Here is a 25353-nt window from a genome sequence, read left to right as displayed (position 1 = left end):
GCGAAGCTACGTCCGCCGCCAATTTCCTGCTTATCGCACAGCTCTGAGGTTCAGACGGGACACGCCCGCAGCTACATTGAGACCCGTTCCTGTTTCTCCGCTGAGCGGTTGCAAAGCATAGTTCTTAGCATTGCCCCCAACCAAAGCATTCGCCCCTAAACCCAAACCCACGGATGCCCCGGCCGATGCGCCCACATACGTTCCAGCAAGCGCTCCCTCTCCCACCCGCGTTGGTGCAGTATTTACAACGACCCAGCTTAGATAAGACTTACCAGTAACGCCGACATCCACACCCAACTTTCCAATCGTGCCGGTGTATCGCTCGACCTTGCCGGTACGTTGCTTGAAGTTACAGGTTACGGCTTTGCTTGATCCAATAATCATTCCCATCCCGCCAGAAACTTCGCAGGAAAGCGTACCAAGACGCTCCTTTGGTTCGGTTGCGGCGACTTGTTGATGCTTGCCTTCTTTGTGAGAGGCCGCATTTGCCACGGGTAACAAGCCAAGGCTGGCTGCTGCTGCAATGATCAGAACACTCTTCATCGGGTTTCTCCTCTGTTCGTCCCAGCAAGAAACGCGCTTGACCACTGTTCGTTCAAACCGACGGCAGGCGAACAATCCGTTAGCGTTATGTGAAAGCAAAGCGCTCGGCGACAGCATTCACCTTCGCACGAGGTCTAAGACTCTCCCAAAACGATCTGAGCCTCGACCTCATCAGGCCAATGCCGGTGAAACTCACGACCGGACTCCCAGTTGTGAGAAACTCCAATGTACTCTCCATGGGGAAACTCCCGTTGCTCGTCCGTAGAAAGCCGATCACAGATCAAGGCAGGAAGGATGGCGTGGGAGCGGAACACCGCTTGGACACAGGCTTCGGGGCCGCCGGGCCGATTCTACGCTCCGTAAGGACTGCATCAGATACATCAAGATTCGAATTTGAGACATCACTAAATATATTGTATGCTGCAAATTTCAGGGCTCATGGAAGATAGGCGATCGTTCAATCGTGATCACTGCAGCTCAGATGCGGGCTGCAAGGGCCCTCCTCGGCATCGACCAGCGCCAACTGGCCGAGCTGGCGGGAATTTCGGTTCCAACGGTCCAGCGTATGGAAGCAAGCGTCGACGTCGTTCGCGGCAACGTGGAGTCGCTGATGCGGTTGCTAGCCGCTCTGGAGAGTGCCGGGATCGAACTCATCAACGAGGGGGCCGCCAGTATCGATGGCGGACGTGGGGTCCGGCTAAAAACGAGAGCCAAACCACCCGAAGACAGGACAGGAACGTCATCTGGCCCCGAAAGTAAGGCGAGGTCGCTTCCATGACATCCCTCTCCGTCATCCTGTCATGCGTTGTCATGTTCTTGCTGACGGGGGCGCTCGGGGTTTTGATGGGGCGGTCGCACCGGGCGACCCCAGCAATCTACGGTCTGTGCCTCCTGCCCTCGGCCATTGCTTTCGCAACCAGCCTGATGCATCTCGCGACATCTATCGTCGACGCGCCGACCCTCGTCCTTCCTATCGGCCTACCGTGGCTCGGCGCTCATTTCCGGCTCGACGCGCTCTCGTCCTTCTTTCTCCTCGTGGCTAATCTCGGCAGTCTGCTTTCCAGCCTCTACGGTCTCGGTTACGGCCGGCACGAACACGCACCGCACCGGGTGCTGCCGTTTTTTCCAGCCTTCATCGCAGGCATGATTCTGGTACTGCTGGCCGACGATGCGTTCACGTTCCTGATCTCGTGGGAATTCATGTCGCTCGCCTCCTGGGCCCTGGTGATGGCGCACCACCGCAATGCCGACAATCGCAGAGCGGGTTATCTCTATATCGTGATGGCAAGCTTCGGGACGCTGACTCTGCTGCTTGCCTTCGGCCTGCTTGCCGGACCTAAGGGCGCCTACGGTTTTGCCACCATGCGCGCGGCTGAACATGCACCGCTCACGGCAGGCCTGGTCCTGATCCTCCTGCTGCTTGGCGCCGGCTCCAAGGCGGGGCTCGTGCCCTTGCATGTCTGGCTGCCTCTGGCCCATCCCGCCGGACCGAGCCACGTCTCGGCCCTGATGAGCGGCATCATGACGAAAATCGCGATATATGGCTTCATCCGCATTACCTTCGATCTCCTCGGTACGTCGATGTGGTGGTCGGGGCTCATTGTCCTCATGCTGGGCGCAGGGACTGCGGCGTTCGGCATTCTACATGCCTTGATGGAACGCGACCTCAAACGCCTACTCGCCTACAGCACAATCGAGAATATCGGTGTGATTTTCGTTAGCCTTGGGCTGGCGCTGGCATTCAAGGCAGACGGCATGGGCCTGGCCGCCGCACTGGCGCTGACTGCGGCGCTGTTCCATGTCCTTAACCATTCGTTCTTCAAGAGCCTTCTGTTTTTCGGCGCCGGCGCCGTTTTGACGGCAACTGGCGCGCGGGACATGGAGAAGCTCGGCGGTCTCATCCACCACATGCCCATCACCTCTTTCACCTTCCTTGTCGGCTGCGTTTCGATTTCTGCCCTTCCGCCGTTCAACGGATTCGCTTCGGAATGGTTGGTCTTCCAGGCCATTCTGCAAAGCCCCGATCTACCGCAATGGGCGCTGAAGATCGCCGTACCGGCAGTGGGCGGTCTGCTGGCTCTGTCGGCGGCGCTCGCCGCAGCCTGTTTCATCAAGGCTTTCGGTATCACCTTTCTCGGCCGCCCACGCACAGCTTCCGCGGACGAGGTTGCGGAAGTGGATCATTTCTCGCTTGCCGCCATGTGCGTGCTTGCGGGACTGTGCCTATTAACCGGCATCCTGCCGGGGGCCATCATCGACGGTGTCTCGCCCGTCGTGTTTTCCTTGGTCGGTGAGCGGATGCCGCGGCAGATGGACATCCCGTGGCTGTCGATCGTACCGATCGCTGAGAGCCGCAGTTCCTATAATGGCCTGCTGGTCTTCCTGTTCATCGCCGTCTCGGCCTCCGCGACGATCTTTATCGTCCATCGCTACGCCTCGCGGACGCTTCGTCGTAGTGCCGCCTGGGACTGCGGTTTTCCCGAAAGCAGCCCCTCGACACAATATACCGCGGGAAGTTTTGCCCAGCCTGTCAGGCGCGTCTTCGGCACACTCGCCTTGCGTGCCCGCGAGCGGGTCGATATGCCCGCCCCCGGCGATCTCAGACCAGCCACCTTTTCTGTCGAGCAACAAGACCTCATCTGGGAAGGGCTCTACGTGCCGATCACAGGCGCCGTCGGGTTTGCCGCCGAAAAGCTCAACCGCCTGCAATTCCTCTCGATCCGGCGTTATCTGAGCCTCGTCTTCCTCGCGCTTGTTTTCCTGCTTCTGGTGCTGGCGCTATGGTCATGATCTCCGCTCTTCTCGTTCAGGCTTGCCAAATGGCGCTTGTCGTCCTGCTCGCGCCGCTGCTGACGGGTCTCATCCGCAAGGTCAAGGCGCGGCTATTGCGCCGGCAGGGTCCTTCGCTGATCCAGCCTTATCGGGATCTCCTACGGCTCTTTCGCAAGGAGGCCGTGGTTGCAGAGAACGCCTCCTGGCTTTTCAGGGTAGCGCCTTACCTGATCTTCGCCTCGACATGGGTGGCGGCCGCCGTTATCCCGACATTCGCGACCGGCCTGATCTTCAGTTGGACGGCCGACCTGATCGCGATCATCGCCCTTCTGGGCAGCGCGCGCTTCTTCTTGGCGCTCGCCGGCATGGATGTCGGCACCAGCTTCGGGGGCATCGGTTCAAGCCGCGAAGTGATGATCGCGACACTTGCCGAACCTTCGATGCTGCTTATCATCTTCGCGCTGGCGCTCGTTGCCGGCTCGACGCAGCTTTCGACCATGGCCGCATTCATGAGCTCACCCGCGGTGGGCTTGCGGGTTTCCCTTGCGATTGCACTCGTGGCCCTTGTTATGGTGGCGGTGGCCGAAAATGCCCGGATCCCGGTCGACAATCCGGCGACCCATCTGGAACTTACCATGGTGCATGAGGCCATGGTGCTCGAGTATTCCGGGCGACATCTCGCGATGATCGAATTGGCAGCATCGCTCAAGCTGCTCCTCTACATTTCGCTGATCGCTTGCATATTCGTGCCGTGGAAACTTGCGACCGGCGAAGCGGGACCGGCCGCCTATTCGGTGGGGTTCATCGCCTATCTTGCCAAGCTCGCGATCGCAGGCTCGCTTCTTGCCCTGTTCGAAACCTCAGTTGCCAAGATGCGGGTCTTCCGTGTCCCGGAGTTCCTAGGCGCTGCACTCATGTTTGCCTTGCTTGCCACCCTCCTGCGGTTCGTGTCGAGGAGCCTTTGATGAATGGTCCGGTCTTCGACATTGCCCACATGCTCGCCGGCGGGCTGGTGCTGGTGAGCATGATGATGCTCTACCAGGATCGTCTCTACGCCCTGCTCAACATGTTTGCGCTGCACTCGCTGGTGCTGACGCTGTCGGTCGCCTGGCAGGCTTTCGTGCAAGATGCGCCGCATCTCTACGTGACCGCGGCCATCGCCCTCATCTTCAAGGCCACCCTCATTCCGGTGGTGCTCCACCGCATGATCCGCCAACTCGGCATACATCGCGAGATCGAGACGGTCGTCGGGATCGGACCCACCATGCTAGCCGGGATCGGGCTCGTCGCGCTTTCGATCGTGGTGATGCTGCGCGTCACGCCGCAGGCCGATCCGCTTGCCCGTGAAGATCTCGCCTTCGCCCTTTCTGTTCTGCTACTCGGATTGCTGATCATGGTCACGCGCCGCAATGCAGTCAGCCAGGTCGTCGGCTTCATGTCGCTCGAAAATGGGCTGGTGCTTGCCGCAACCGGCGCCAAGGGCATGCCGCTCGTCGTCGAGATCAGCGTCGCCTTCTCGATCCTGATCGCCTTCATCGTCATCGGCGTCTTCCTGTTCCGCATCCGCGAACGGTTCGATACCGTCGATGTCAGAGCGCTCGACGATTTCAGGGGGAGGAGGCGGAAGTGAACGCGCCATCCCTTTCGTTCGCCTTCGATGCGGTGGCGGCTGTCCTCGTGATCCCGGTCGTCGCGGCAGCGCTTCTGGCTCTTTTGCCCGGCTACAGGATCACCGCACGGCTCAATGTGCTTGCAACCCTTTTGACACTGCTCGCCGCTATTTCGCTGTTCGTCACTGAACGGCGCGAGCCGGGACAATACCTGCTCGTCGACGATCTCAACGTCGTCTTTATAGTCCTCAACGCCTTCGTCGGGTTCACCACCAGCATATTCAGCGCGAGCTATATCGCACACGAACTCGATACGGGGCGGCTGACGCCGGCGAACCTGCGTTTCTATCATGCCATGTACCAAATCATGATGTTCGGCATGAACCTCGCCTTCGTCTCGAACAATATCGGGTTGATGTGGGTGGCGGTCGAGCTTGCAACGCTGACGACGGTGCTGATGGTCGGCATCTATCGCACGCACGAGGCGCTTGAAGCTGCCTGGAAATATTTCATCCTCGGAAGTGTCGGTATCGCCTTTGCGCTCTTCGGCACCATTCTTGTCTATCTCGCCGCACAGCCCGTCGTCGGCGAAGGTTATGACGCCATGGTCTGGACCATCCTGGTCAAGCATGCCGCAGCCTTCGATCCGGCGCTCCTCAACGTCGCTTTCGTTTTCCTGTTGCTCGGCTATGGCACCAAGGTCGGCCTTGCACCGCTGCATGCCTGGCTGCCGGATGCGCATGCCGAGGGGCCGACGCCGATCTCGGCAGTGCTTTCCGGCCTTTTGCTGAACGTCGCGCTCTATGCCGTCCTCCGCTTCAAGATCCTGCTTTCCGTCAGTCCCGAAGCGATCGCCGCCGGGCCGTTGATGATGACAATGGGGCTCACGTCGCTGATCTTTGCAGCCTTCATGCTCTACCGTCGCCGCGACATCAAACGCCTGTTTGCCTATTCCTCGATCGAGCACATGGGCATCATCGTCTTCGCCTTTGGACTTGGTGGGCCGCTCGCCAATTTTGCAGGGCTGTTGCACATGGTCATGCACTCGCTTACCAAATCTGCGATCTTTTTCGCCGTCGGCCATGTTGCTCAGATCAAGGGAACCCAAAGACTTTCCGCCATCCGGGGCCTGACTGAGACGCATCCGGGTCTGGGCTGGGGATTGCTCGCCGGGGTCGTCGCCATTACCGGCCTACCGCCAATGGGCATCTTCATGAGCGAGTTCCTGATCGTCAGCTCCACCTTCGCCACGCATCCGCTGCTTGCAATCCCTCTCGTTTTCGGGCTGCTTGTGGCATTCGGGGCCCTGCTTCTGCGGCTGACCGGGGTGGCCTTCGGTCAGCCGCGAGGCAGTTTCGCTCCGGGGGAGGCATCCTATGTCCCGATGTATGCGCATCTAGCTCTGGTTCTCGGCGCCGGCATCTTCCTGCCGCCTCCGCTGGTTTCCTGGTTCCAGCATATCGCCAACCTGCTGCGGTGATCGGAGGAGCCGGATATGCCGATGCTGAGCGATCTCATTCAGACAAGCCAACCGGTTCACCATCATCGTCCGTGGCAGCGCGCCATTGTCGATCCCCGGACGTGGAATTCTGCGGCGACCGCACTCGCGGAGGGACGCCTGACCCTGCTTGGCCTCTGGGGCGAGCGCAATACCGTCCATATTGCGTTGCTCGAAGAGGCGGATAATGCAGTCGCCGTCATTAGCCTGGAGGGGCTGGAAGGCGGCTATCCTTCCGTCGCCCGGCATCACCCGCCAGCACTTCGCCTGGAGCGAGCGGTGCGGGATCTGACCGGCCTCGAACCACAGGATCTGCCGGACAGCCGTCCCTGGCTCGACCACGGCCGGTGGGATCTCCGCTTCCCACTCGGCGAAAGTGCGGCTTCCCTCCCCGACGCGCCTGCCTACGAGTTCCTGCGCGCGGACGGCGAGAGCCTGCACCAGATCCCTGTTGGTCCGGTGCATGCCGGTATCATCGAGCCGGGACATTTCCGGTTCACGGCAAACGGCGAAACGGTCGTTCGTCTCGAAGAGCGCCTCGGATATGTCCACAAGGGGATCGAGGGATTGATGGCCGGCGCTGATATTAGCAGGGCAGCGCAGCTTGCCGGACGGACATCCGGCGACAGCACGGTTGCCTATGCCTATGCCTTCTCGAGGGCGGTAGAGGCTGCGCTGGGCATTAACGTTCCGCCGCGCGCCCTCTGGCTCCGGGCGCTCATGGCCGAGATGGAACGGCTCGCCAATCACCTCGGCGATATCGGCGCCATCTGCAACGATGCCGCGTTTCCGCTAATGCAGGCCCATTGCGCCGTGCTGCGCGAACGCGTCCTACGCGCCGCGGATGCTGCCTTCGGCCACCGGCTGATGCGCGACCGCATTACGCCCGGCGGCGTTACCCAGGACCTGAATCCGGAGATGGTGGCGGCGCTCCGGGCACTGCTTGCTGAGATCGGCCAGCGCTTCCCGGCATTGGTCGAGCTCTACGAAAATACCGCCTCGCTTCAGGATCGGACCGTTGCCACCGGCAGGCTCCGACCGAACCTTGCCGGCCAGTACGGCGTCGGCGGCTATGTCGGTCGCGCGTCCGGGCGCGGCTTCGATGCCCGGAACGCCCTGCGCTATGCGCCCTACGATGTACTTAGCTTCAAGGTTCCGCTGCTCGTCGAAGGCGACGTGAATGCGCGGGTCTGGATCCGCATTCGCGAGGTCGAGCAGAGCCTGTCGCTGATCGGCCAGATACTGGATCAACTTCCGCACGGCCCGCTCCGCAGCGAGATCCCTGAGTTCGACGAGTTACGCGAGGGGATGGCGCTAGTCGAGGGATTCCGGGGCGATGTCTTGGTCTGGCTTCGGCTTGCCGGGACAAGGATAGATCGCTGCCATCTGCGCGATCCGTCCTGGTTCCAGTGGCCGCTTCTGGAAGCCGCGATCGAAGGCAACATCGTCGCCGACTTCCCCCTGTGCAACAAATCGTTCAACTGCTCCTATTCCGGCCATGATCTTTGAAGGCTGCCCGTCATGCGAAAACTCCTCTTTCAAAGCCTGATCCGACAGCCGCTGACCGAGCAGGCACCACCGCGTTCCGACGCTGCGATGGAAGAACTCGCCGCTTCCATCGACTCGGCAGCGCGTCGCCGGCTTGGCCGCAGCCTGTCGGTCCGCGCCGTCGACGCCGGTTCCTGCAACGGCTGCGAGCTTGAACTGCATGCCCTCAGCAACGCCTTCTACGATATCGAGCGTTTCGGCATTCGTTTCGTCGCCTCGCCGCGGCATGCCGATGTCCTCATCGTGACCGGACCGGTGACGAAGAACATGCGGGAAGCGCTAGAGCGGACATACAACGCCACACCAGATCCCAAATGGGTGGTCGCCGTGGGCGGCTGCGCCCGCGATGGCGGCTGCTTTGCCGGCAGCTATGCGGTCCTCGGCGGAGCTACGACGGTTGTGCCGGTGGACCTCCATATTCCGGGCTGTCCGCCTTCTCCGACGGATATCCTCAAAGGTCTGCTCGCGCTGCTTGAGCAGATGAACCAAGGAGGCCGTGTTTCGTAACGGCAATCTTGCAATGCTTCGACTTCTCGGCGCAGGGCTGATCGAGATTGGAACCTGGCTCCAAGCAGCCTTGAGTTTCTTTTCGGCCGTTCGACATTGGATCCTGCCGCCAATACCACCTCGGCGGCTGCGCCATGGGAAAAGAGAGCACGACCAGCCGGATCTGGTAACGCACGCCGCAATCGAGGCGATCGAGAAAGTATTCGTCCGGGACTTCAAATGGTCCTTCCGCCGTTTGCAGGATAGAAGTATCGGCATCGATGCACGAGCCGAAATCCTCGACAGCGGTTGGCCCACGGACAGATTTCTGCCGCTGCAGATCAGGCTGATGCCGTCCCAAACGGACAAGGGCGGCTACCGCCATCACGGAGAGAAGGGCCACTTGGACTACTGGAGGAAGCACGCATTGACGGTCTTTGTGATCCTAGTCGACCCAGAATCCGGACTAATGCTGTGGCAACTTGTTGAGACGAAGCTATGCACTGAAACCGATGGCAAATGGGCGATCACCGTTCCGGCAGCCAACATGCTGAATGCATCTGCCAGGCTCTGTTTTGAAGAGGCTGTGCCTTCCGATCCAGAGTCCCTGATGCGCTTCGCCTTTGCGCTTGATCGGCAATTGATGGAGGAAGTCCGGGACGAGATAACTTTTTTGTATGGGACGAGTGGATCGATGCAACTGCGATCTTCAGCAATCTGCGCATCTATTTTGGCGAAGGCCCGGAGGAAGAACCGGATGAGCAGATCAACTATTACCTGCGCGCCCACAGTCTCCATGAGGTCATGATCAAGCTCTTCCCCTGGGCAAGCTATTCATATGCCGAACCAGTAAGAGAATCTTTCGGGGGCTGTGCAGTGCATATCCTGGAGGTCGATCTCAGGCTCGAAGCCTACGCCTATCTCCAGGCCGAAGAGTTTCTGGAGGCAGGTTATCCCGATGAGGAGGAGCCAAATGCACCGGAGCCCGAAGATTAATCAGCGAGCGAATGGAAGGAAGCTGGTAACCACCTAGCTGCCCCGATAGGTCGAGTAGCCGTAGGGCGAGATCAACAGCGGTACGTGGTAATGCGCAGTCACGTCGGCAATGCCGAAGCGGATGGGCACGAGATCCAGAAAGGCCGGCTGCGGCAAGGCAATGCCGGCCGCGCGAAGATAGTCGCCTGCGTGAAAGAGCAGTTCGTAAGTCCCCGCCTTGAAGCTATTGCCGATCAGGATCGGCCCGCCATCGACACGGCCGTCGGAGTTGGTCCTGACGGTCTTCAGGTGACGACGGACGTCTCCTTCAACATAAAAGAGATCGATCCTCAGCCCCTCAGCCGGCTTGCCGGACGCGGTGTCGAGTACATGGGTGGTCAGTCCGGTCATAGGCTGGGCTCGCTGATGATGTAGGGCGTTTCGAAGAAGTATTCTTCAAGATTGATGCCGGGTCCGTCGCGATCGACAACAAGGAAATCACTGACGGCACTGAGCGCCATCAGCGGATGGTGCCAGACGTTCCGGCGATAATTCACGCCCTGATCGCAGCGCGCTAAAAACACCCGAGGGCGACCGGGCAGACCGCCCTCGTCCTGCGCGACGACAACGAGGTAAGGGCGACCGGAGATCGGCGAAAAGCTCTGGCTGCCAAACGGATGCCGCTCCATCATGCCGATCTTATAGGGAAAGACCCGGGGCTGGCCGCGAAAAACGTTGATAATGACGCGCGCGCCCTCACCCACCGCTTCAGCGGCGGCGAGCGCATGGAAACGTTCGGTCGTGCCGTTGTTGATATAGCGCATCGTTGCCGGATCGGCTTCGATGACATCGCCGAAAGGCGCGAAGGCAGATTTGGTCAGGGGAAGAATATCGAGTTGAGACATGTTGCTATTCGCCTTGGATGCGCCAATGGCGTATCGACTGAAGCTGCGAAATAAGGTTCGCCAGATCGTATCTGACGGTACCCCACATGGCCGAAAGATCCGCACGGTGGTCGTCGTTCACAATGAGATTCCGCATTTCGCTTATCTTTGACCAAGGAAGTTCGGGATGATCGCGAAGGAAATCTGGATTGCTCATGCCAATACGAGCCGCCGCCTCACCCAAAAGGACCAGCGACATCGTCACAGCCAGTTGGGTTTTAAGGTCCGCCAGAAAGGCGCTTTCGGTCATACCGTCGGTTAGCGCACGGGCCTGCTCGGCCGCCTGCTGCATGCGATCAACGTAATCCACCAGCCGTTCGACGCTCATACCACGATCGCTTCCGAAAGAACGCGCTCGCAGAGCCTGTCCGACAACCCGCCGGGTGTTACCAGGTCGACCTTTACACCGAGCGTCTCCCTCAGTTCCTCCAGCAACCCGCCGAGATCGAATTGAATCGTGCCCGGCAGCGTACCTACCAGAATATCCGGATCGCTGTCTGGCCGATCTCCACCGCACGCCACAGAACCGAAGACACGCGGGTTCGCCGCATTGAGGCGCTTCGTCGCTTCGCGGACCATATACCAATTTTTCTCCAGCACGTCTGAAGGCTTCATCGCGCAACTATAAGTCACGGGCGCAGAAGAAAAAAGTACCACATGAACGCTTGTTTCAACGCCCAGGCAACATCGTCTCGAGCCGCAGGAACGCGATGCGCTCGACTTGAGCCGCGGCCGTTTCGAATTCCTCCTCGCGCGTGTTGTCGATGCGCTTTTCGAAGGCCGCCAGGATGTCGTCCTTGTTCAAGCCCTTGACCGCAATGATGAAAGGAAAGCCAAATTTCTCAACATAGGCACCGTTGAGTTCGGTAAAACGCGCGTGCTCCTGCGCACTCAGGCGGTCGAGCCCGGCGCCTGCCTGCTCCTTCTTGCTGTCTTCGGTGAGTTCGCCTTTCATTGCGAGACGTCCAGCAAGGTCGGGATGGGCGCGCAATACGCCGAGCCGCTCCTCCGGGCTCGCGGCCCGGAAGATTGCGACGAGCGCAGTGTGCACACGGTCCACGTTCAGTTCGTCGCCGACGAAGCCATCGTCATAGGCACGCTCGGCAATGAACGGCGAATGTTCGAAAACATCGCCGTAGCGCGATACGAACTCGTCACGCGAAAGCATCAGATTGTCTCCGGCTTGTGGTGCGTATGCCAATGCTGGGCGATCTCGAGACGCCTTGGGATCCACACCTTGTCGTGCTTCAGCACATATTCCATGAAGCGTCTCAGCGCCGCCGCGCGACCAGGACGGCCGACGAGGCGGCAATGAAGGCCGACAGACATCATCTTCGGGCTGCCCGCCTCGCCTTCCTCGTAGAGCGTGTCAAAGGCATCCTTGAGGTAGGTGAAGAACTGATCGCCCGAGTTGAAGCCCTGCGGGGTGGCAAAACGCATATCGTTGGTCTCGAGCGTATAGGGGATGATCAGGAAGGGCTTGTCGTCGATGCCCTTCACCCAGAACGGCAGGTCGTCGGCGTAAGAGTCCGAGGAGTAAAGAAAACCGCCTTCTTCCATGACGAGGCGCAGCGTGTTGTCGGAGGGTTTGCCCTGATACAGGCCGTAGGGCCGCTCTCCGGTCAGTTCCGTGTGCAGGCGCACGGCTTCCTGGATGTGCTTGCGCTCGACGTCCTCCTGGAAATCCTTGTATTCCAGCCAGCGGTAGCCGTGGCTGGCAATCTCCCATCCAGCCTCCTTCATGGCCGCCACCGCCTCCGGGTTGCGGGCCATGGCAAGTGTCACGCCATAGACAGTCGCCTGAACCTTAAGCTCCGTGAACATCCGCCAAAGGCGCCAGAAACCGGCCCGCGAGCCATACTCATAGATCGATTCCATGTTGAGATTGCGCTGGCCTGGCCAAGGCGCGGCACCAACGATTTCCGATAGCAGGTTCTCGGAGGCCAGATCGCCATCGAGGATACAGCTTTCGCCGCCTTCCTCGTAATTGATGACAAACTGAACTGCCACGCGGGCATCGCCCGGCCACTTCGGATCTGGCGTATTGCGTCCATAACCGATCAGATTGCGCGGATAAGTCTCAGATACCATGAAATCACCTTCCTGAAAGTCGGCGAAACGGTAGCATCCAGAGAGGGAATGTCGAGACGGAAAGTACGCAACAGAGTTCCGCCTTTACGGCAAAAAGCCTCAGGCGAATACAGGAACACGATCGCGCCTGGCACTGACCTTGCCGATCGGATGCAACGAATGCACGCGAAATGGCCCGCCGTTCCCCTCTTCGATCATCAGCGCAACGTTCGCGACCTTGATGGGATCAGCAAGCACTGGCTCAAAGACATTGCGAAGCGCCTGCTCCACCCTGGGCATGTCGCACTGATTGACAGGGCCGGTCAGCGGCATGTGGAAACGAAATTCGTCCATCACATAGGGGTTTCCCCAGCGGTGTAGGTTGGTGAACTGCGTGGCCGACAGAGCGCCGGGATCTGTACGCTCGATTTCTGCCTCGCTCAGCGGCGCACGAAATCGATCGAACTCTTGGACCACCGAAGAGGCGAGATGGTGAAGATGCTCGCAGGGCAAAGACGGAGCGAGGCTATAGAAGCCGCCGAGCCTCGCGACCTCCAGTTTCCGGATCTGGAACGGCGAAAGCGTGCCGCAGAAGCGCATGAGATCACGCAAAAGTTGCGCTTCCGACATGTCTGCGGCGAGGCGGAAGGGCGCCTTCAGAACACCGTGAAAGCCGTAGCGGCGCGGCATGGCCGTGTGGAAGGCAATTTCGTGGATGCTCAGTCCACGAATGGCGGTCGGCTCGACCATCTCCCCGGAAAACACGTTCCGGCCTAACCAATTTGCGGCCACATGCGAGAGCGGGTCGCTCGCAGCGGGGGTAAAGCAAATGGCATAGCGCATGCGATTTCCTCCGTCGAACAAACCGCGCTGCCATCCGTCGGCGCCGCGGTTGCGCTAGCTGATAGGTGATTTGCATGACAGATTGACGAAAGGCAGGAAATGCTAATTCACGTTAAGCGTGAAGCCACACGAATGTGATTGGCTAAGAGGAAGCTGTCGGGCAGAGCAAAGCGCGGCTTTCGACCGGCCGCCAGGTCGACCGCTGCGGCGGCAAGACGGTGGGCCACACCAAAACTGACCTTGAAGCCACCGGTCAGTGCGATCAATCCGTCATGGTCGGGGTGGATGCCAATCATCGGGTCACGGTCGATTGCCTTCGGCCGTAGACCGGCCCATCGTTCAAGCACGGGTGCGCCCCCCAATTGAGGCACCAGTTGTGCGGCCGTCTCAAGGAGCGCGTCGAGTTGTCCGTCGGTCGAAAACGGCTCGTCGAAGCGATTCTCGCTGGTACTACCGACGGCGACGTGGCCACCCTCATGGGCAACAATATAGAACCCATCGCGAAAGATCGTCGGCATGGACGGGTCTATATCGACTTTCAACAACGCTGCCTGCCCTTTGACGGGCTGGCCGAGCGACCTCACGAGACCAGCGGTGTAGCGCCCCAGCAATGGAAAGGATTGGTACCCGGCTGCAATGACACACCGGCCGAACGCAATGTCACCTGCTGTCGTTTTTGCAACCTTGCGCTCAAGATCGAGATGGTCGACCGAAACATGTTCGCCAAGCCGCACATGCCGGGCATTGCGCAGCGATGCGGCCAGTACAGCAGTCAACGACCGGGGGGCAACCCTTGCGGCAAGCGTATCGTGCACGAAGCCACTTTCGCCAGCTGCGGCATCAAGCCAATTTTCCTGAGGCGGCTTATCAATGACATGCCAGTGGAACCGCCGCTCGCCCGCGATCCAGCGTTCCTCGGCATCGCGGTTGTGACCAAGCGCAATCTCGCGCAAGTGCGGCTTCGGCAGTGGAATGAGACGCCCCGAGCGGCGATAGCCTGCGGAAAGGCCTGTCTGCTGCTCCAAAGCTGCAATTTCGGCCTCCAGGGATACCAGCGCATCGAACTGGAATTGCTTCTTGGCGTTCCACTTGTAGGGCATATGCGGCATGAGTGCGCCGAGGACCCCCCCGCTCGCGCCATGCCCAAGCCGATTGGCGTCGACGAGTAATGCGTCGATGCCAAGACGCTCCGCGTGAACCGCCGCCCACAGTCCCATGATGCCGCCCCCGGCGATCAGAAGGGAAGTCGATGATTGACCGGACGACAAGGCCGGACTATCGGCTTTGATCATGACAGATACGGACCCTGAAAAAACTCCTGGCGCGCACCAGCCGCTTGAATGGCGCGACGGCGATATGCCCTATTCACCGGCCTTTGGCGACCATTTTTATTGCCAGACGGACGGTAGGCTTGAATGCGGGCATGTCTTCCTTGCCGGCAACGATCTGCCGCAACGCTGGCTCGATCAGGGCGACTTCCTGATCGGCGAACTCGGCTTCGGTACCGGCCTGAACTTTGCCGAAACCTGGCGACAGTGGAAGCTCAATCGGCGCGCGGGGCAGAAATTGCACTTCATGTCGTTCGAGCTCTATCCGATGCAACGCGAGGAAATCGACCGAGCGCTGTCTCATTGGACCGAAATCGATGTGGAACGGCAGGCACTTGCTAAAGCATGGCCGGAAACACCCAAGGGAACCGTGTCCTTGAGCCTTGATGGCCAGACAACCCTCAGCGTCGTCTGTGGTCGCGCGCTGGACGGGGTTGCAGCCGCTGAAGCGGGCTTCGATGCCTGGTTTCTCGACGGCTTCGCGCCGTCGCGCAACGCCGATATGTGGTCCGAGGATTTGATGCGCCTTGTCTGCGAAAAGACGAAATCGAACGGGACCTTTGCGACTTACGCCGCGGCCGGTTTCGTCCGGCGCAATCTGCTCGCGGCGGGCTTTGTCGTCGAGCGTCGCAGCGGCTTTGCCGGCAAGCGCGAGATGCTCTGCGGCATCAAGTCCTAGCTTGCCGAGCGACTTGTCTGTTGCCCCCTGCCCAACCACAGCTCCAGCTTCTCTTCGAGCAACTCCGGGCTGATCGGCTTTGACATGTAATCATCCATGCCCGCCTCCAGGCAAAGGTCGCGGTCGGCCTCCAGAGCATGCGCGGTCACTCCGATGATTGGCACGCGATGGCCTTGCCCGCGTTCCCGATCACGTATCGCGCGCGTTGCGTCATGCCCGTTCATCACGGGCATCGAGACATCCATCATTATGATGCGCGGGGTATGGCGGTGCCATGCGTCCACCGCCTCCTGGCCGTTGCCGACAACGAGAAAGCTATGACCGCTTCCGCGCAAGATCTGGGTGAAGACGATCTGGTTGACGTCGTTGTCTTCCGCGACCAGCACGTCAACAAGCTCTGTCGGCGCAGTCGCTGAAGGCTCGGCTTTGGGCAGCGGCGATGGCATCGCTTCCGCGCTGGACTGCATGATTGCAGCAGCGCAGACCTGCTTCGTCCGGCTTGCACGCACGACGTCTGCGATGGTTTTCCTCAGCACGTTGGCACGCGCCGGCTTCATCAGATAGGCTTGGCCGTTTAGGGCTGCGAACTCTTTTTCGGTTCCGGACATGTCCATCGACGTCAGAAAGATGATCGCGAGGCGCTCGAAGCGGCTGTCGGCACGCAGTTTCCGTGCGATTTCGGCGCCATTCATGCCGGGTATCTGGTAGTCCAGCACGACTGCATCGACCGCTAAGCCAAATTCGTGCGCAGCCTCGAGAACTGCAAACGCCGCAGGTCCGTCTTCGGCAGCGGCGCCATCGAAGCCCCAAAGAGCCAACTGCTCGGTCAGAATCTGTCGGTTGACCGCATTGTCGTCCACGACGAGAACATGGGCACCCTTAACGTTGACCGGCAGCGGCTTTGGCGCCAGCTGCGCCGCTGCCACGACGAAAGGCAGATTCACGCTAAAGACCGAGCCCTCACCCGGCCGGCTGTCCACCTCGAGATAGCCGCCAAACAGGTCCACCAGCCCTGCCGTGATGGCGAGGCCGAGGCCCGTTCCCTCGTGGCGGCGGGTCGAGGATGAATCGATCTGCGAGAACTTGTCGAAAATGGACTCCAGCTTGTCATCCGGAATGCCGATGCCAGTATCCTCGACCCGGATGCTCGCCATGATCTCGTCTTGTGCGCCCGGCGCGAAGCCAACGTCCAAGAGGACGTGACCGCGCTCCGTGAACTTTACGGCATTGCCGACGAGATTGGTGATGATCTGTCGGAAGCGCCCCGCGTCGCCGATCACAGCCGACGGCAAATCGGGCGCCGTGCGCACCAAAAGCTCGATGTTCTTTTCGGACGCGGTTGAAGACAGGAGGGTCGCAACATCCTCGATCGCTTCGAGCAGATTAAACGTCGTGGGCCGGAGCCTCATCTTTCCGGCATCGATCTTTGAGAAATCGAGAATGTCGTTGATGATCGTCACCAGCGCATTGCCTGACTTGACGATGATGTCGATGAACGTCTTCTGACGGGTATCGAGATCGGTCTTCGCGAGCAACTCAGCCATGCCGAGGACACCGTTCATTGGTGTCCGGATCTCATGGCTCATGTTCGCCAGGAACTCCGATTTGACGCGATCGGCCGCCTCCGCCCGCGACAGGAGCCGCTCGAGCGCGGTCTCTCGCTCCTTTGCTTCGGTGACATCGGTAAACAACGCAATCCAATGTTGCCGCTCACTGATGGTAGCGTCGAGGTTGACCCAACGTTCTCCGCCGACATGAAATGGAGCCGAGATCGGCTTCTTGGCCGCGATGTTGCCTCGCCAAGTCGTGAGGATTTCGTCCTCCTGCCCGTGAAAATCCCCCCGTTCGGCGCAGAACCGGAAGAGGTCGATCCATCCCCGACCGACAGCCAGGTACTCGGGCGGTATCGCCAGGATATCGCTGAGCGGATCGCTCGCGAGCAGGATGATCCCGTCCTGCACGATCAAAAGACCCTGGGACATGGCGCGTGTCGCATCATGCATCAGATCGCCCATATGCTCGAGCGCCGCCCGCGTTTCGTGGACTTCCTTTTCGCGCTCGCGAACTGCGGTCACATCCGCATAGGAAAGTAGAACCCGGCCATTGGAGAGGCTTCTGCCATCGAACAGCACGCGCTTGCCGCCAACCCAACCGAGCTCCACCGGCCGCGGCCCCGTGTCCGCCGCCTGGAAATGTGCCTCCCGCCGAGCAAGAATCTGCTCGGGGGACACTTTGGCGCCGTAGCGTCCAAGCTTGTGATTGTGGCGGATTACGTCGATGAAGGCCCAGCCGTCGAAGCGATTGTCGCGCGGGAGATCCCAGAGATCGTAAAACGCGTCGTTGGCGTAGAGAACGTTGCGCTTGTCGTCGAGGATCATGACGCCGACGGGAAGTGCGCGAAGGATGATATGAAGATCCTCGGTCAGGGCCTGGCTGCGGGCCAAATCCGGCGCCGGCGGCCTATCGTCATCCCGGCGAGGTGGTCGCCTCTCGAAAATGCCGAGTACGTAGACACGGTCTTCCGATGGCGCGAAGCTTTCGATGCGAACCCTGGCGTGCTCGGCACCACGAGAATCGAAGAAAATGGCGTTTTCCTCACTTGCAAAAACGAGCGCACGCCGCTCCTTGTCTTCGCGGGTTTCCTCTTCCGGCGCGTCGATCAGGTCACGGCTCAGGTGGCCGATGAAATCAGAGATTTCCTTTCCAAAGAAGGAGGCATAGGCCTCGTTGACTGCGATGTAACGAAGCTCGCTGTTCTTGACATAGGCAGGGCGATCCAGATCTGCGATCCGGCGGCAGGCCAGTTCGAGAAGGTCCCCGTGCGATGTCAAAATCAGTCCTCAGTCAGAAGAAGGGCGCGTCGAACAACTATAGTCGCGCCGCTTTAACAAGGCTTTAACCATAATTTTGGGCGCAATGCGCAATTTGCGCAGTTGCCGGCGCGGTATGATCACAAGCAGCAAACATCAGGGAACTGTGGTATAGTTTCAGTCGTTTCTAGAATGAACTCGTTCAGCTGGCCCCGTAGACCCGAACGGCTTCTCCTGACGGCTTCAAGAACAAGCTTCGTCGACGAAAGGAGACGACCATGTCCGTACTTCATAAAAGCATGGTGTCGGGCTTAATGGCATTGACCGTGACCGGGACAACGTTCCTCCCGGCAACGCCCGCGAATGCCCACCATGATGACTTCTGGGGCGGCGTTGCGGCTGGGGCCGTCGGTGGCATTCTATTGTCGCAGTTCGCACGCCCCTACCCCTACTACGGCGGCTACTATCCAGGGTCATATTACAGTACGTATTCCAGCCCTTATTACAGCCCCTATTACAGACCCTATTACAGACCCTATTACCGGCCTTACTACGGATCGTTATATCGGCCCTACTATGGCTCCTATTACCGGCCCTATTACGGGTCGTACTATCATCCATATCCGGCCTATCGAAGCTACTACAGACCGTACTACCGCCACTACTACGCTCCCAGTTGTCATGTTCAATGGCACCGCAATGGATGGGGCGAGGCTCACCGCACAAGGGTTTGCTATTGAAAAGTGAGCTGGTTTGACGTCTCGCACGGCCTTCGGGTCGGCGCTTGATCCACCGGCCGCTATTGACTTTTGGCGCGAACTAGACCAAATGCACGCCAGCTTTCACCTTCCGGCCGCCGCGTGAGCGTGCTCCTGCCAGCAAAAAGAATGCAGGAAGAAGGGCAAAAGCGCATTTCATAGAGGCCGCCCCCAAGATGCGGCAGAAGCGCTGGAAAGCTTTTTCCAACAAGACAAGTTCCCACTTCACGCGGGGTGCTTGACGCCAGAATGACACCGGGCCGCCTCTGCGATCCGGCGGATTTGTTTTGGCGCGCCCTAAAAAGGTAATGACTTGACCAATTTTGAATCGCTTGGTGTCTCCAAGCCGATCGTCGCCACACTTTTCCAACTCGGCATCGAAAAGCCGACTCCCATTCAGGAAAAGGCGATCCCGCTTCTTCTCGAAGGCCGCGACCTTATCGGCCTCGCCCAGACCGGCACCGGCAAGACGGCAGCCTTCGGCCTGCCGCTCATCGAAAAGCTCATCCCTGAAGAACGCCGCCCGGACAACCGTACCACCCGTACGCTGATCCTTGCGCCGACCCGCGAACTGGTGAACCAGATCGCCCAGAACCTGAAGAACTTCCTGCGCAAGTCGCACCTGCGCATCAACGTCGTCGTCGGCGGCGTTTCGATCAACAAACAGCAGTTGCAGCTTGAAAAGGGCACTGACATTCTCGTCGCCACGCCCGGTCGCCTGCTCGACCTCGTCGCCCGCCGCGCCATTGGCCTGACTGCCGTGCGCTACCTCGTTCTCGACGAGGCGGACCAGATGCTCGACCTCGGCTTCGTGCACGACCTGCGCAAGATCGCCAAGATGGTGCCCAAGAAGCGGCAGACAATGCTCTTCTCCGCCACCATGCCGAAGTCGATCGCCGACCTCGCCGGCGAATACCTGACGAACCCGGTCACCGTCGAAGTAACGCCGCCGGGCAAGGCTGCCGACAAGGTCGAGCAGTATGTCCACTTCGTAAACGGCAAAAACGACAAGACCGACCTTCTGAAGAAGTCGCTCACCGAGAACCCGGATGGCCGCGCCATCGTCTTCCTGCGCACCAAGCATGGTGCGGAGAAGCTGATGAAGCATCTCGACCACGTCGGCTATTCCGTCGCCTCTATCCACGGCAACAAGAGCCAGGGCCAACGCGAGCGCGCCCTCAAGGCCTTCCGTGACGGCGACATCAAGACGCTGATCGCAACCGACGTCGCAGCCCGCGGCATCGACATCCCGGCCGTCAGCCATGTCTACAACTATGACCTGCCTGAGGTTCCCGACGCCTACGTCCACCGCATCGGCCGTACCGCCCGCGCCGGCCGCGATGGAATCGCGATCGCCTTCTGCGCACCCGATGAAACCCGTCTTTTGCGCGACATCGAGCGCCTGATGAACATCAGCATCTCAGTCGCAAGCGGTGAAGCTCCGGCCAACATGAATGCGACCCCACGCCGCGGCAACGGCAATGGCGGCAATCGCGGTGAGCGTCGTGGTGGCGAAGGCCATCGTGCAGGCAGCCGCCCGGAGCGTCGTCCGCGCCCTGAAGCTGGTGACGAAGTCCGCGCCAACAACGAGGAGCGCCGCGAGCGTCGTGCCCGTCCCGAGCGCCAGACCCAGCGCAACGAGGATTTCCGCGGCCAGCGTCGCGGCGAGCCGACGCCGATGACATCGGGGCCTGACAACGATCTGGCCACGACCTCGGACTTCCGTCCGGCCCGCAAGCCGCAGCGCCCGCAGCATGGCAACCATGCGAACGGCGAGAACCGCCATCATCCTGGCGGCGGCGCCCGTAACGCACATGGCCGTCCGGCCCGCAAGCACGGCGAAGATCGCGCTGCACAGGCCCACGCTGGCGGTGAACGTCGCGAAGGCAATGGCGGCAACCGTCGTGGTGGTTCCTCACGTGGCGGTAACGGCCAGCGTCGCGAACGCGCATAGTTTTTGACCGAACGATGATTAGCGGCGGGAAAACCCCGCCGTTTGTCATTGCAGTTGTTCGCGAAGCGGCGCAACACGCGCCTGCTTATTGGTCAGATAGACGCCGGTCACCACAACGATGGTGCCGAGGATCAGTGGCAGTGTCAGCGGCTCGCCGAACGCGATATAAGCCTCGAGCGCTACTGTCGGCGGCATCAGATAGATGAGCGAAGCCGCCCGCGAGACCTGGCCACGGCGGATGAGATAGAGCAGCAGCCCGACCCCGCCCATCGACAGCCCGAATACCGACCAGATGAGTGCCGCTAGCGCCTGTGCCGACCCGTCGAAGTGCATGCCCTCGAAGGCGAGCATCAGCGGCACAGTGACTATCAGGGCACCGATATATTGCAGCGAAGCGATCGGAACAAGGTTGCCGGTCTGCAGATGCTTCTTCTGGTAGAGCGTTCCGAAAGTGACGGAACACATGGCGATAAGGTTGATCGAAAGCGGCACGGCGGCATTCCCCAGATCGGCTGTTGACGGATCGAGGAGCTTTGGCGATACCGCGATGGCGATGCCGAGGAAGCCAAGCATTAGGCCCAATCTCTGAACGCCCTGCAAACGCTCGCCGACGAGGAGCGGCGTAGCCATCGCCGTCAAGAGCGGCTGCATGGCAGCAATGATGCCCGACACTCCAGCCGGCACGCCATTCGAGATCGCCCACCACAAGCCGCCAAGATAGAAGCCGTGCAGGAACATACCGGAATAGACTGCCTTGAAAGCAACAGCCCGGCCCGGCCACACCGCGCGCATGGCAAGACACAGGCTGAGAAACGCCAGCGCCGAAAGCACATAACGCACCGCAAGGAAGGTGAAGGGCTCTGAATGTATCGCGGCGTATTTCGCCACGACCCAGCCTGTCGACCAGAGAAGAACGAAGATGGCGGGTGCAATGCGATCGAGGGACATGAATTTTTCCTGGGGGCAACGGATTGTCGCGCTGATAGCCGACCGGCTGCACCGCCGTCAAAGGCGAAGCGTTGATGCTTACCTGCAGTTTCATTGATGGTGACGCGATCGATCGGCTGAGCCCGAAAATGGTTCGAATGCCGATCTGAAAACAATCAGGCGCCTATATTTTGAGCGGACGCCTGGAATTGACGGCCGCCGCAGCCACTCAGATTCTGATAAATGCCCAGTTTTTTGGCTCTTTTTGCCACTTGGGAGGATTTTACAAATCTCACGTCCGAACTGTGCATGGTTCTTGCATTGCTTATTGCGTTGTATTCAAATGAACAAAAAAGGGGAGCCACACCTTTGGCATTTGATGAAATGATCACCGGGGACGAAAGTCCTCGTCAGCCATATGAAAAATACTTTGAGTGGTACAATAACCAAGATCGAGCGCATCTGATTGGCAAAAGCCGGGACGCCGAAAACATCTTTCGCAAGACAGGTATCACCTTCGCGGTCTACGGACACGCCGACTCATCCGAAAAGCTCATCCCCTTCGACATCATCCCCCGCATCATCTCCGGCCGCGAATGGCGCAAGCTCGCACAAGGCATCGAACAGCGGGTGATCGCGCTTAACGCGTTTCTCGACGACATCTATCACAAGCAGGAGATCATCCGCGCTGGGCGCATTCCGCGCGAACTGATCGAAAGGAACGACGCCTTCCTGCCCGAGATGATCGGCTTCCGTCCGCCCGGCGGCGTCTACACGCACATCGTCGGCACCGATATCGTGCGCACCGGCGAGGACGAGTTTTACGTCTTGGAGGACAACGCCCGCACCCCGTCCGGTGTCAGCTACATGCTGGAAAACCGCGAAACGATGATGCAGATGTTTCCGGAGCTTTTCCACGCCAATAAGGTCCGGCCGGTCGAGGACTATCCCTACCTGCTGCGTCAGAGCCTGGCGTCGCTCGCGCCTCCGGGCTGCAAAGGCAAGCCGCGCGTCGCCGTCCTTACGCCTGGCATCTACAATTCCGCCTATTACGAGCATTCCTTCCTGGCAGACACCATGGGCGTCGAGCTGGTCGAAGGCTCGGATCTGCGCGTCATCGACGGCAAGGTAAAGATGCGCACGACCCGCGGCTATGAAGCGATCGACGTGCTCTATCGCCGCGTCGACGACGACTTCTTAGATCCCCTTACCTTCCGCCCGGATTCGGCCCTTGGCATTCCTGGTATCATGGACGTCTACCGCTCCGGCAACATCACCATTGCCAACGCGCCGGGCACCGGCATATCGGACGACAAGGCGATTTATTCCTACATGCCCGAGATCGTCGAGTTCTACACTGGACGCAAACCGATCCTGGAAAACGTTCCGACCTGGCGCTGTTCCGAAACTCAGAGTCTCAAATACGTCCTCGAGCATATCGAAGAGCTCGTCATCAAGGAAGTACACGGCTCCGGCGGCTATGGCATGTTGGTAGGACCGACGGCGACCAAGAAGGAGCGCGCCGACTTTGCCGAAAAGCTGAGGGCGAAGCCGACAAACTATATCGCGCAGCCGACGCTTTCGCTCTCGACCGTGCCGATCCTCGTCAACAAGGGAATTGCGCCGCGTCACGTGGACTTGCGCCCCTATGTTCTCGTCTCCGACAAGGTGCAGATCATCCCTGGCGGCTTGACCCGTGTGGCCCTCAAGCAGGGCTCGCTTGTGGTCAATTCCAGCCAGGGCGGCGGCACTAAAGATACCTGGGTATTGGAGGACTGATGCTCGGAAGAACTGCAAACGGACTCTATTGGATGTTCCGTTATATCGAGCGCGCCGAGAACATCGCGCGCCTCATCGATGCCGGTCTGCGTATGTCTCTGACAAGAAGCGGAACCGGTGACGACGACTGGGATGGCGTCCTGCAGAGCGCGGGCGTGCGCGAGACCTACGACGAAGGCCACAGCAAGCTGACGAGCGCCGATGCGATCGACTACCTGCTGCGAGACCGCTCCAATCCCTCAAGTGTCATGTCCTGTGTCGATTACGGGCGAAACAACGCTCGCATGGTGCGCACGGCACTCACTCGAGAGACCTGGGAAGCGACGAATGAGTTCTGGATCGAGCTCAGGTCCCTTCTTTCGTCGCGCCTGAAGGCCGCGGAATTGCCGGAAGCGATTGACGCCATCAAGCATCGCGCCGGTCTGATCCGTGGCGCCTTCCACGGCTCCATGCTCAGAAACGAACTCTACAACTTCGCGCGGATCGGAACCTTTATCGAGCGCGCCGACAATACGAGCCGTATTCTGGACGTAAAATACTACGTGCTTCTGCCGTCAGTCTCCGCCGTGGGCACATCGATCGACAACATTCAGTGGGAGTCGATCCTGCGCTCGGTCTCCGCGCACCGCTCCTACAGCTGGGCTTATGACGGTGAGTATCGCGCGATGAATATCGCCGACTTCCTGATCCTCAACGGCCAGATGCCGCGCTCGCTCGCCTACTGCTACGAGAAGATCGTCAGCGAACTCGGCTATCTTGCCAAGGACTACGGCCAACGGTTGCCGGCACACGACACCGCAGATGCCATCCGCAAGACGCTCCAGACGCGCGCCATCAAGGAGATCATGGACCAGGGCCTGCACGAGTTTCTCGAGGATTTCGTTACGCGCAACAACCAGCTCGGCATGGAAATTTCCGACGGTTACCGGTTCTATGCATAGGCGGGCACGACATGAAACTTAAGATCAGCCACGTCACCGAATACCACTACGAGGAACCGTCCGCCTTCTCGCTGCAGCGGTTGCGCCTGACACCGAAAACCCTGCCAGGACAAACGATCCTCAATTGGTCACTGCATGTCGAGGGGGCCAGGCCGGAAGTCGAATACGACGATCAGTTCGGCAATCACATTAACCTGGTTTCGCTGGAAGGCGAGCAGCGCACGACCCGAATCGTCGCCGAAGGCGAAGTCGAAACCGAAGATCGAAACGGCGTTCTAGGTCCCCATGGGGGCTTTTGCCCGCTCTGGCTGTTCCTGCGCGAGACGCCAAGGACGAAACCTGGAAAGCTCGTCAAGGAACTGATCAAAAGCGTAAACAGCGACAACGAGCTCGCCCGCATGCATGCACTGATGTCGGGGATTCACGAGGCGGTGGCCTACCGGCCCGGAACCAGCAATACCGAGACGACAGCCGAGCAAGCGCTGGAGAAAAAGAGCGGTGTCTGCCAGGATCACGCCCATATCTTCGTCGCCGCCGCGCGCAGTCTCGGCGTACCGGCCCGCTACGTCTCGGGATACCTGATGATGGAAGAGAAGGCCGAGCAAGCGGCAACGCACGCATGGGGCGAGGCACATGTCCCGGGCCTTGGCTGGGTCGGCTTTGATCCAGCCAACAATATCTGCCCTGATGCACGCTATGTGCGCGTTGCCTCCGGCCTCTGCTACCGCGACGCGGCCCCCGTTTCAGGCATGCGCATCGGCACGCCGGGAGAAAGGCTCTCGGTCATCGTCAAGGTCGAAGATCGGGGTCAGATGCAGAGCCAAAGCCAGAGCCAGAGCTGAGGGACTGGCCCAGGAACAATTCGCATCGAGATATTGTCCGAGCCGC

General features: G+C 59.9%; 26 protein-coding genes. 15 read left to right on the top strand and 11 right to left on the bottom strand.

Going from position 1 to position 25353, the window contains the following annotated elements:
• Positions 1–30: 30 nt before the first annotated feature.
• On the bottom strand, positions 31–543 hold the full coding sequence (locus BN77_RS16440) for a DUF992 domain-containing protein (protein ID WP_007533892.1): 513 nt from the start codon (positions 541–543) through the stop codon (positions 31–33).
• 481 nt (positions 544–1024) lie between these two features.
• Here BN77_RS16440 and BN77_RS16435 point away from each other — a divergent pair, with 481 nt between their 5' ends.
• The 9 genes from BN77_RS16435 to BN77_RS34840 are packed head-to-tail and all read left to right on the top strand — an operon-like array spanning position 1025 to position 9453.
• Positions 1025–1321, top strand: a complete 297-nt coding sequence (locus BN77_RS16435) for a helix-turn-helix domain-containing protein (protein WP_007533888.1) — start codon at positions 1025–1027, stop codon at positions 1319–1321.
• Entirely contained in the window at positions 1318–3333 is a 2016-nt protein-coding gene (gene hyfB, locus BN77_RS16430; RefSeq protein WP_007533886.1) for a hydrogenase 4 subunit B, read from the top strand. The genes BN77_RS16435 and hyfB overlap by 4 nt, the downstream gene beginning before the upstream one ends.
• On the top strand, positions 3324–4280 hold the full coding sequence (locus BN77_RS16425; RefSeq protein ID WP_040677297.1) for a respiratory chain complex I subunit 1 family protein: 957 nt from the start codon (positions 3324–3326) through the stop codon (positions 4278–4280). Before hyfB ends, BN77_RS16425 begins: the two co-directional genes overlap by 10 nt.
• Positions 4280–4945, top strand: a complete 666-nt coding sequence (locus BN77_RS16420; protein WP_007533882.1) for a hypothetical protein — start codon at positions 4280–4282, stop codon at positions 4943–4945. Before BN77_RS16425 ends, BN77_RS16420 begins: the two co-directional genes overlap by 1 nt.
• Entirely contained in the window at positions 4942–6405 is a 1464-nt protein-coding gene (locus BN77_RS16415; RefSeq protein WP_007533880.1) for a hydrogenase 4 subunit F, read from the top strand. Before BN77_RS16420 ends, BN77_RS16415 begins: the two co-directional genes overlap by 4 nt.
• Positions 6406–6420: 15 nt before the next feature.
• Positions 6421–7932, top strand: coding sequence for a hydrogenase large subunit (locus tag BN77_RS16410; RefSeq protein WP_040677296.1), 1512 nt, complete (start codon positions 6421–6423; stop codon positions 7930–7932).
• A gap of 12 nt (positions 7933–7944) precedes the next feature.
• Positions 7945–8478, top strand: a complete 534-nt coding sequence (locus tag BN77_RS16405) for an NADH-quinone oxidoreductase subunit B family protein (protein WP_007533876.1) — start codon at positions 7945–7947, stop codon at positions 8476–8478.
• A gap of 13 nt (positions 8479–8491) precedes the next feature.
• Positions 8492–9265 carry a DUF4365 domain-containing protein gene (locus BN77_RS16400; RefSeq protein WP_007533874.1) on the top strand — a complete coding sequence of 258 codons (774 nt, stop codon included), beginning with the start codon at positions 8492–8494 and terminating at the stop codon, positions 9263–9265.
• Positions 9262–9453, top strand: coding sequence for a hypothetical protein (locus BN77_RS34840; RefSeq protein ID WP_007533872.1), 192 nt, complete (start codon positions 9262–9264; stop codon positions 9451–9453). The genes BN77_RS16400 and BN77_RS34840 overlap by 4 nt, the downstream gene beginning before the upstream one ends.
• 33 nt (positions 9454–9486) lie before the next feature.
• Here the strand turns inward: BN77_RS34840 and uraH are convergent, their stop codons facing one another.
• The 8 genes from uraH to BN77_RS16360 form a co-directional block, all read right to left on the bottom strand.
• Positions 9487–9843: a hydroxyisourate hydrolase gene (uraH, locus tag BN77_RS16395; RefSeq protein WP_007533870.1), complete on the bottom strand. Its 357-nt coding sequence runs from the start codon at positions 9841–9843 to the stop codon at positions 9487–9489.
• Positions 9840–10337, bottom strand: coding sequence for an ureidoglycolate lyase (locus tag BN77_RS16390; protein ID WP_007533868.1), 498 nt, complete (start codon positions 10335–10337; stop codon positions 9840–9842). Before BN77_RS16390 ends, uraH begins: the two co-directional genes overlap by 4 nt.
• Positions 10338–10341: 4 nt before the next feature.
• Positions 10342–10668, bottom strand: a complete 327-nt coding sequence (locus tag BN77_RS16385; RefSeq protein ID WP_244426186.1) for a HepT-like ribonuclease domain-containing protein — start codon at positions 10666–10668, stop codon at positions 10342–10344.
• 32 nt (positions 10669–10700) lie between these two features.
• Entirely contained in the window at positions 10701–10991 is a 291-nt protein-coding gene (locus tag BN77_RS16380) for a nucleotidyltransferase family protein (RefSeq protein WP_040677295.1), read from the bottom strand.
• Positions 10992–11046: 55 nt separating this feature from the next.
• Positions 11047–11544, bottom strand: a complete 498-nt coding sequence (gene uraD, locus BN77_RS16375; RefSeq protein WP_040677294.1) for a 2-oxo-4-hydroxy-4-carboxy-5-ureidoimidazoline decarboxylase — start codon at positions 11542–11544, stop codon at positions 11047–11049.
• Positions 11544–12467, bottom strand: coding sequence for an allantoinase PuuE (puuE, locus tag BN77_RS16370; protein WP_040677293.1), 924 nt, complete (start codon positions 12465–12467; stop codon positions 11544–11546). The genes uraD and puuE overlap by 1 nt, the downstream gene beginning before the upstream one ends.
• Before the next feature lie 99 nt (positions 12468–12566).
• Positions 12567–13289, bottom strand: coding sequence for a DUF1045 domain-containing protein (locus tag BN77_RS16365; RefSeq protein WP_007533862.1), 723 nt, complete (start codon positions 13287–13289; stop codon positions 12567–12569).
• A gap of 107 nt (positions 13290–13396) precedes the next feature.
• Positions 13397–14581, bottom strand: coding sequence for an NAD(P)/FAD-dependent oxidoreductase (locus BN77_RS16360; RefSeq protein WP_040677292.1), 1185 nt, complete (start codon positions 14579–14581; stop codon positions 13397–13399).
• On the opposite strand from BN77_RS16360, the gene mnmC2 reads away from it, so the two are divergent.
• Positions 14580–15296 (top strand): tRNA (5-methylaminomethyl-2-thiouridine)(34)-methyltransferase MnmC2, encoded by a 717-nt coding sequence (mnmC2, locus tag BN77_RS16355; RefSeq protein ID WP_040677291.1) that lies wholly within the window; start codon positions 14580–14582, stop codon positions 15294–15296. The two genes, BN77_RS16360 and mnmC2, sit on opposite strands and share 2 nt — an antisense overlap.
• On the opposite strand, the gene BN77_RS16350 is transcribed toward mnmC2, so the two are convergent.
• Positions 15293–18127, bottom strand: a complete 2835-nt coding sequence (locus tag BN77_RS16350; protein ID WP_007533855.1) for a PAS domain-containing hybrid sensor histidine kinase/response regulator — start codon at positions 18125–18127, stop codon at positions 15293–15295. The two genes, mnmC2 and BN77_RS16350, sit on opposite strands and share 4 nt — an antisense overlap.
• A 257-nt stretch (positions 18128–18384) precedes the next feature.
• Between BN77_RS16350 and BN77_RS35865 the strand changes: the two genes are divergently transcribed.
• Positions 18385–18846 carry a hypothetical protein gene (locus BN77_RS35865; RefSeq protein WP_007533852.1) on the top strand — a complete coding sequence of 154 codons (462 nt, stop codon included), beginning with the start codon at positions 18385–18387 and terminating at the stop codon, positions 18844–18846.
• A 331-nt stretch (positions 18847–19177) separates the two neighbouring features.
• Entirely contained in the window at positions 19178–20818 is a 1641-nt protein-coding gene (locus BN77_RS16345) for a DEAD/DEAH box helicase (RefSeq protein ID WP_007533850.1), read from the top strand.
• Positions 20819–20863: 45 nt separating this feature from the next.
• On the opposite strand, the gene BN77_RS16340 is transcribed toward BN77_RS16345, so the two are convergent.
• Positions 20864–21766, bottom strand: a complete 903-nt coding sequence (locus BN77_RS16340) for a DMT family transporter (RefSeq protein WP_007533848.1) — start codon at positions 21764–21766, stop codon at positions 20864–20866.
• Between the two features lie 348 nt (positions 21767–22114).
• On the opposite strand from BN77_RS16340, the gene BN77_RS16335 reads away from it, so the two are divergent.
• Genes BN77_RS16335 through BN77_RS16325 form a run of 3 tightly spaced genes read left to right on the top strand, consistent with a single transcriptional unit; the run spans position 22115 to position 25307 of the window.
• Positions 22115–23524, top strand: a complete 1410-nt coding sequence (locus tag BN77_RS16335) for a circularly permuted type 2 ATP-grasp protein (RefSeq protein ID WP_007533846.1) — start codon at positions 22115–22117, stop codon at positions 23522–23524.
• Positions 23524–24465, top strand: a complete 942-nt coding sequence (locus BN77_RS16330) for an alpha-E domain-containing protein (protein WP_007533844.1) — start codon at positions 23524–23526, stop codon at positions 24463–24465. Before BN77_RS16335 ends, BN77_RS16330 begins: the two co-directional genes overlap by 1 nt.
• Before the next feature lie 11 nt (positions 24466–24476).
• Positions 24477–25307 (top strand): transglutaminase family protein, encoded by an 831-nt coding sequence (locus BN77_RS16325; protein ID WP_007533842.1) that lies wholly within the window; start codon positions 24477–24479, stop codon positions 25305–25307.
• Positions 25308–25353 lie beyond the last annotated feature (46 nt).

The organism is Rhizobium mesoamericanum STM3625 (assembly GCF_000312665.1).
Taxonomy (GTDB): Bacteria; Pseudomonadota; Alphaproteobacteria; order Rhizobiales; family Rhizobiaceae; genus Rhizobium; species Rhizobium mesoamericanum.
Note: the sequence above shows the minus strand (reverse complement) of the source record. Positions and strands in the feature narration are given on the sequence as shown.

Coding starts and splice junctions, on each gene's coding strand:
- BN77_RS16440 (WP_007533892.1), bottom strand. CDS start 543: ATGAAGAGTGTTCTGATCATTGCAGCAGCAGCCAGCCTTGGCTTGTTA.
- BN77_RS16435 (WP_007533888.1), top strand. CDS start 1,025: ATGCGGGCTGCAAGGGCCCTCCTCGGCATCGACCAGCGCCAACTGGCC.
- hyfB (WP_007533886.1), top strand. CDS start 1,318: ATGACATCCCTCTCCGTCATCCTGTCATGCGTTGTCATGTTCTTGCTG.
- BN77_RS16425 (WP_040677297.1), top strand. CDS start 3,324: ATGGTCATGATCTCCGCTCTTCTCGTTCAGGCTTGCCAAATGGCGCTT.
- BN77_RS16420 (WP_007533882.1), top strand. CDS start 4,280: ATGAATGGTCCGGTCTTCGACATTGCCCACATGCTCGCCGGCGGGCTG.
- BN77_RS16410 (WP_040677296.1), top strand. CDS start 6,421: ATGCCGATGCTGAGCGATCTCATTCAGACAAGCCAACCGGTTCACCAT.
- BN77_RS16405 (WP_007533876.1), top strand. CDS start 7,945: ATGCGAAAACTCCTCTTTCAAAGCCTGATCCGACAGCCGCTGACCGAG.
- BN77_RS16400 (WP_007533874.1), top strand. CDS start 8,492: ATGCTTCGACTTCTCGGCGCAGGGCTGATCGAGATTGGAACCTGGCTC.
- BN77_RS34840 (WP_007533872.1), top strand. CDS start 9,262: ATGATCAAGCTCTTCCCCTGGGCAAGCTATTCATATGCCGAACCAGTA.
- uraH (WP_007533870.1), bottom strand. CDS start 9,843: ATGACCGGACTGACCACCCATGTACTCGACACCGCGTCCGGCAAGCCG.
- BN77_RS16390 (WP_007533868.1), bottom strand. CDS start 10,337: ATGTCTCAACTCGATATTCTTCCCCTGACCAAATCTGCCTTCGCGCCT.
- BN77_RS16385 (WP_244426186.1), bottom strand. CDS start 10,668: ATGCAGCAGGCGGCCGAGCAGGCCCGTGCGCTAACCGACGGTATGACC.
- BN77_RS16380 (WP_040677295.1), bottom strand. CDS start 10,991: ATGAAGCCTTCAGACGTGCTGGAGAAAAATTGGTATATGGTCCGCGAA.
- uraD (WP_040677294.1), bottom strand. CDS start 11,544: ATGCTTTCGCGTGACGAGTTCGTATCGCGCTACGGCGATGTTTTCGAA.
- puuE (WP_040677293.1), bottom strand. CDS start 12,467: ATGGTATCTGAGACTTATCCGCGCAATCTGATCGGTTATGGACGCAAT.
- BN77_RS16365 (WP_007533862.1), bottom strand. CDS start 13,289: ATGCGCTATGCCATTTGCTTTACCCCCGCTGCGAGCGACCCGCTCTCG.
- mnmC2 (WP_040677291.1), top strand. CDS start 14,580: ATGACAGATACGGACCCTGAAAAAACTCCTGGCGCGCACCAGCCGCTT.
- BN77_RS16360 (WP_040677292.1), bottom strand. CDS start 14,581: ATGATCAAAGCCGATAGTCCGGCCTTGTCGTCCGGTCAATCATCGACT.
- BN77_RS35865 (WP_007533852.1), top strand. CDS start 18,385: ATGTCCGTACTTCATAAAAGCATGGTGTCGGGCTTAATGGCATTGACC.
- BN77_RS16340 (WP_007533848.1), bottom strand. CDS start 21,766: ATGTCCCTCGATCGCATTGCACCCGCCATCTTCGTTCTTCTCTGGTCG.
- BN77_RS16330 (WP_007533844.1), top strand. CDS start 23,524: ATGCTCGGAAGAACTGCAAACGGACTCTATTGGATGTTCCGTTATATC.
- BN77_RS16325 (WP_007533842.1), top strand. CDS start 24,477: ATGAAACTTAAGATCAGCCACGTCACCGAATACCACTACGAGGAACCG.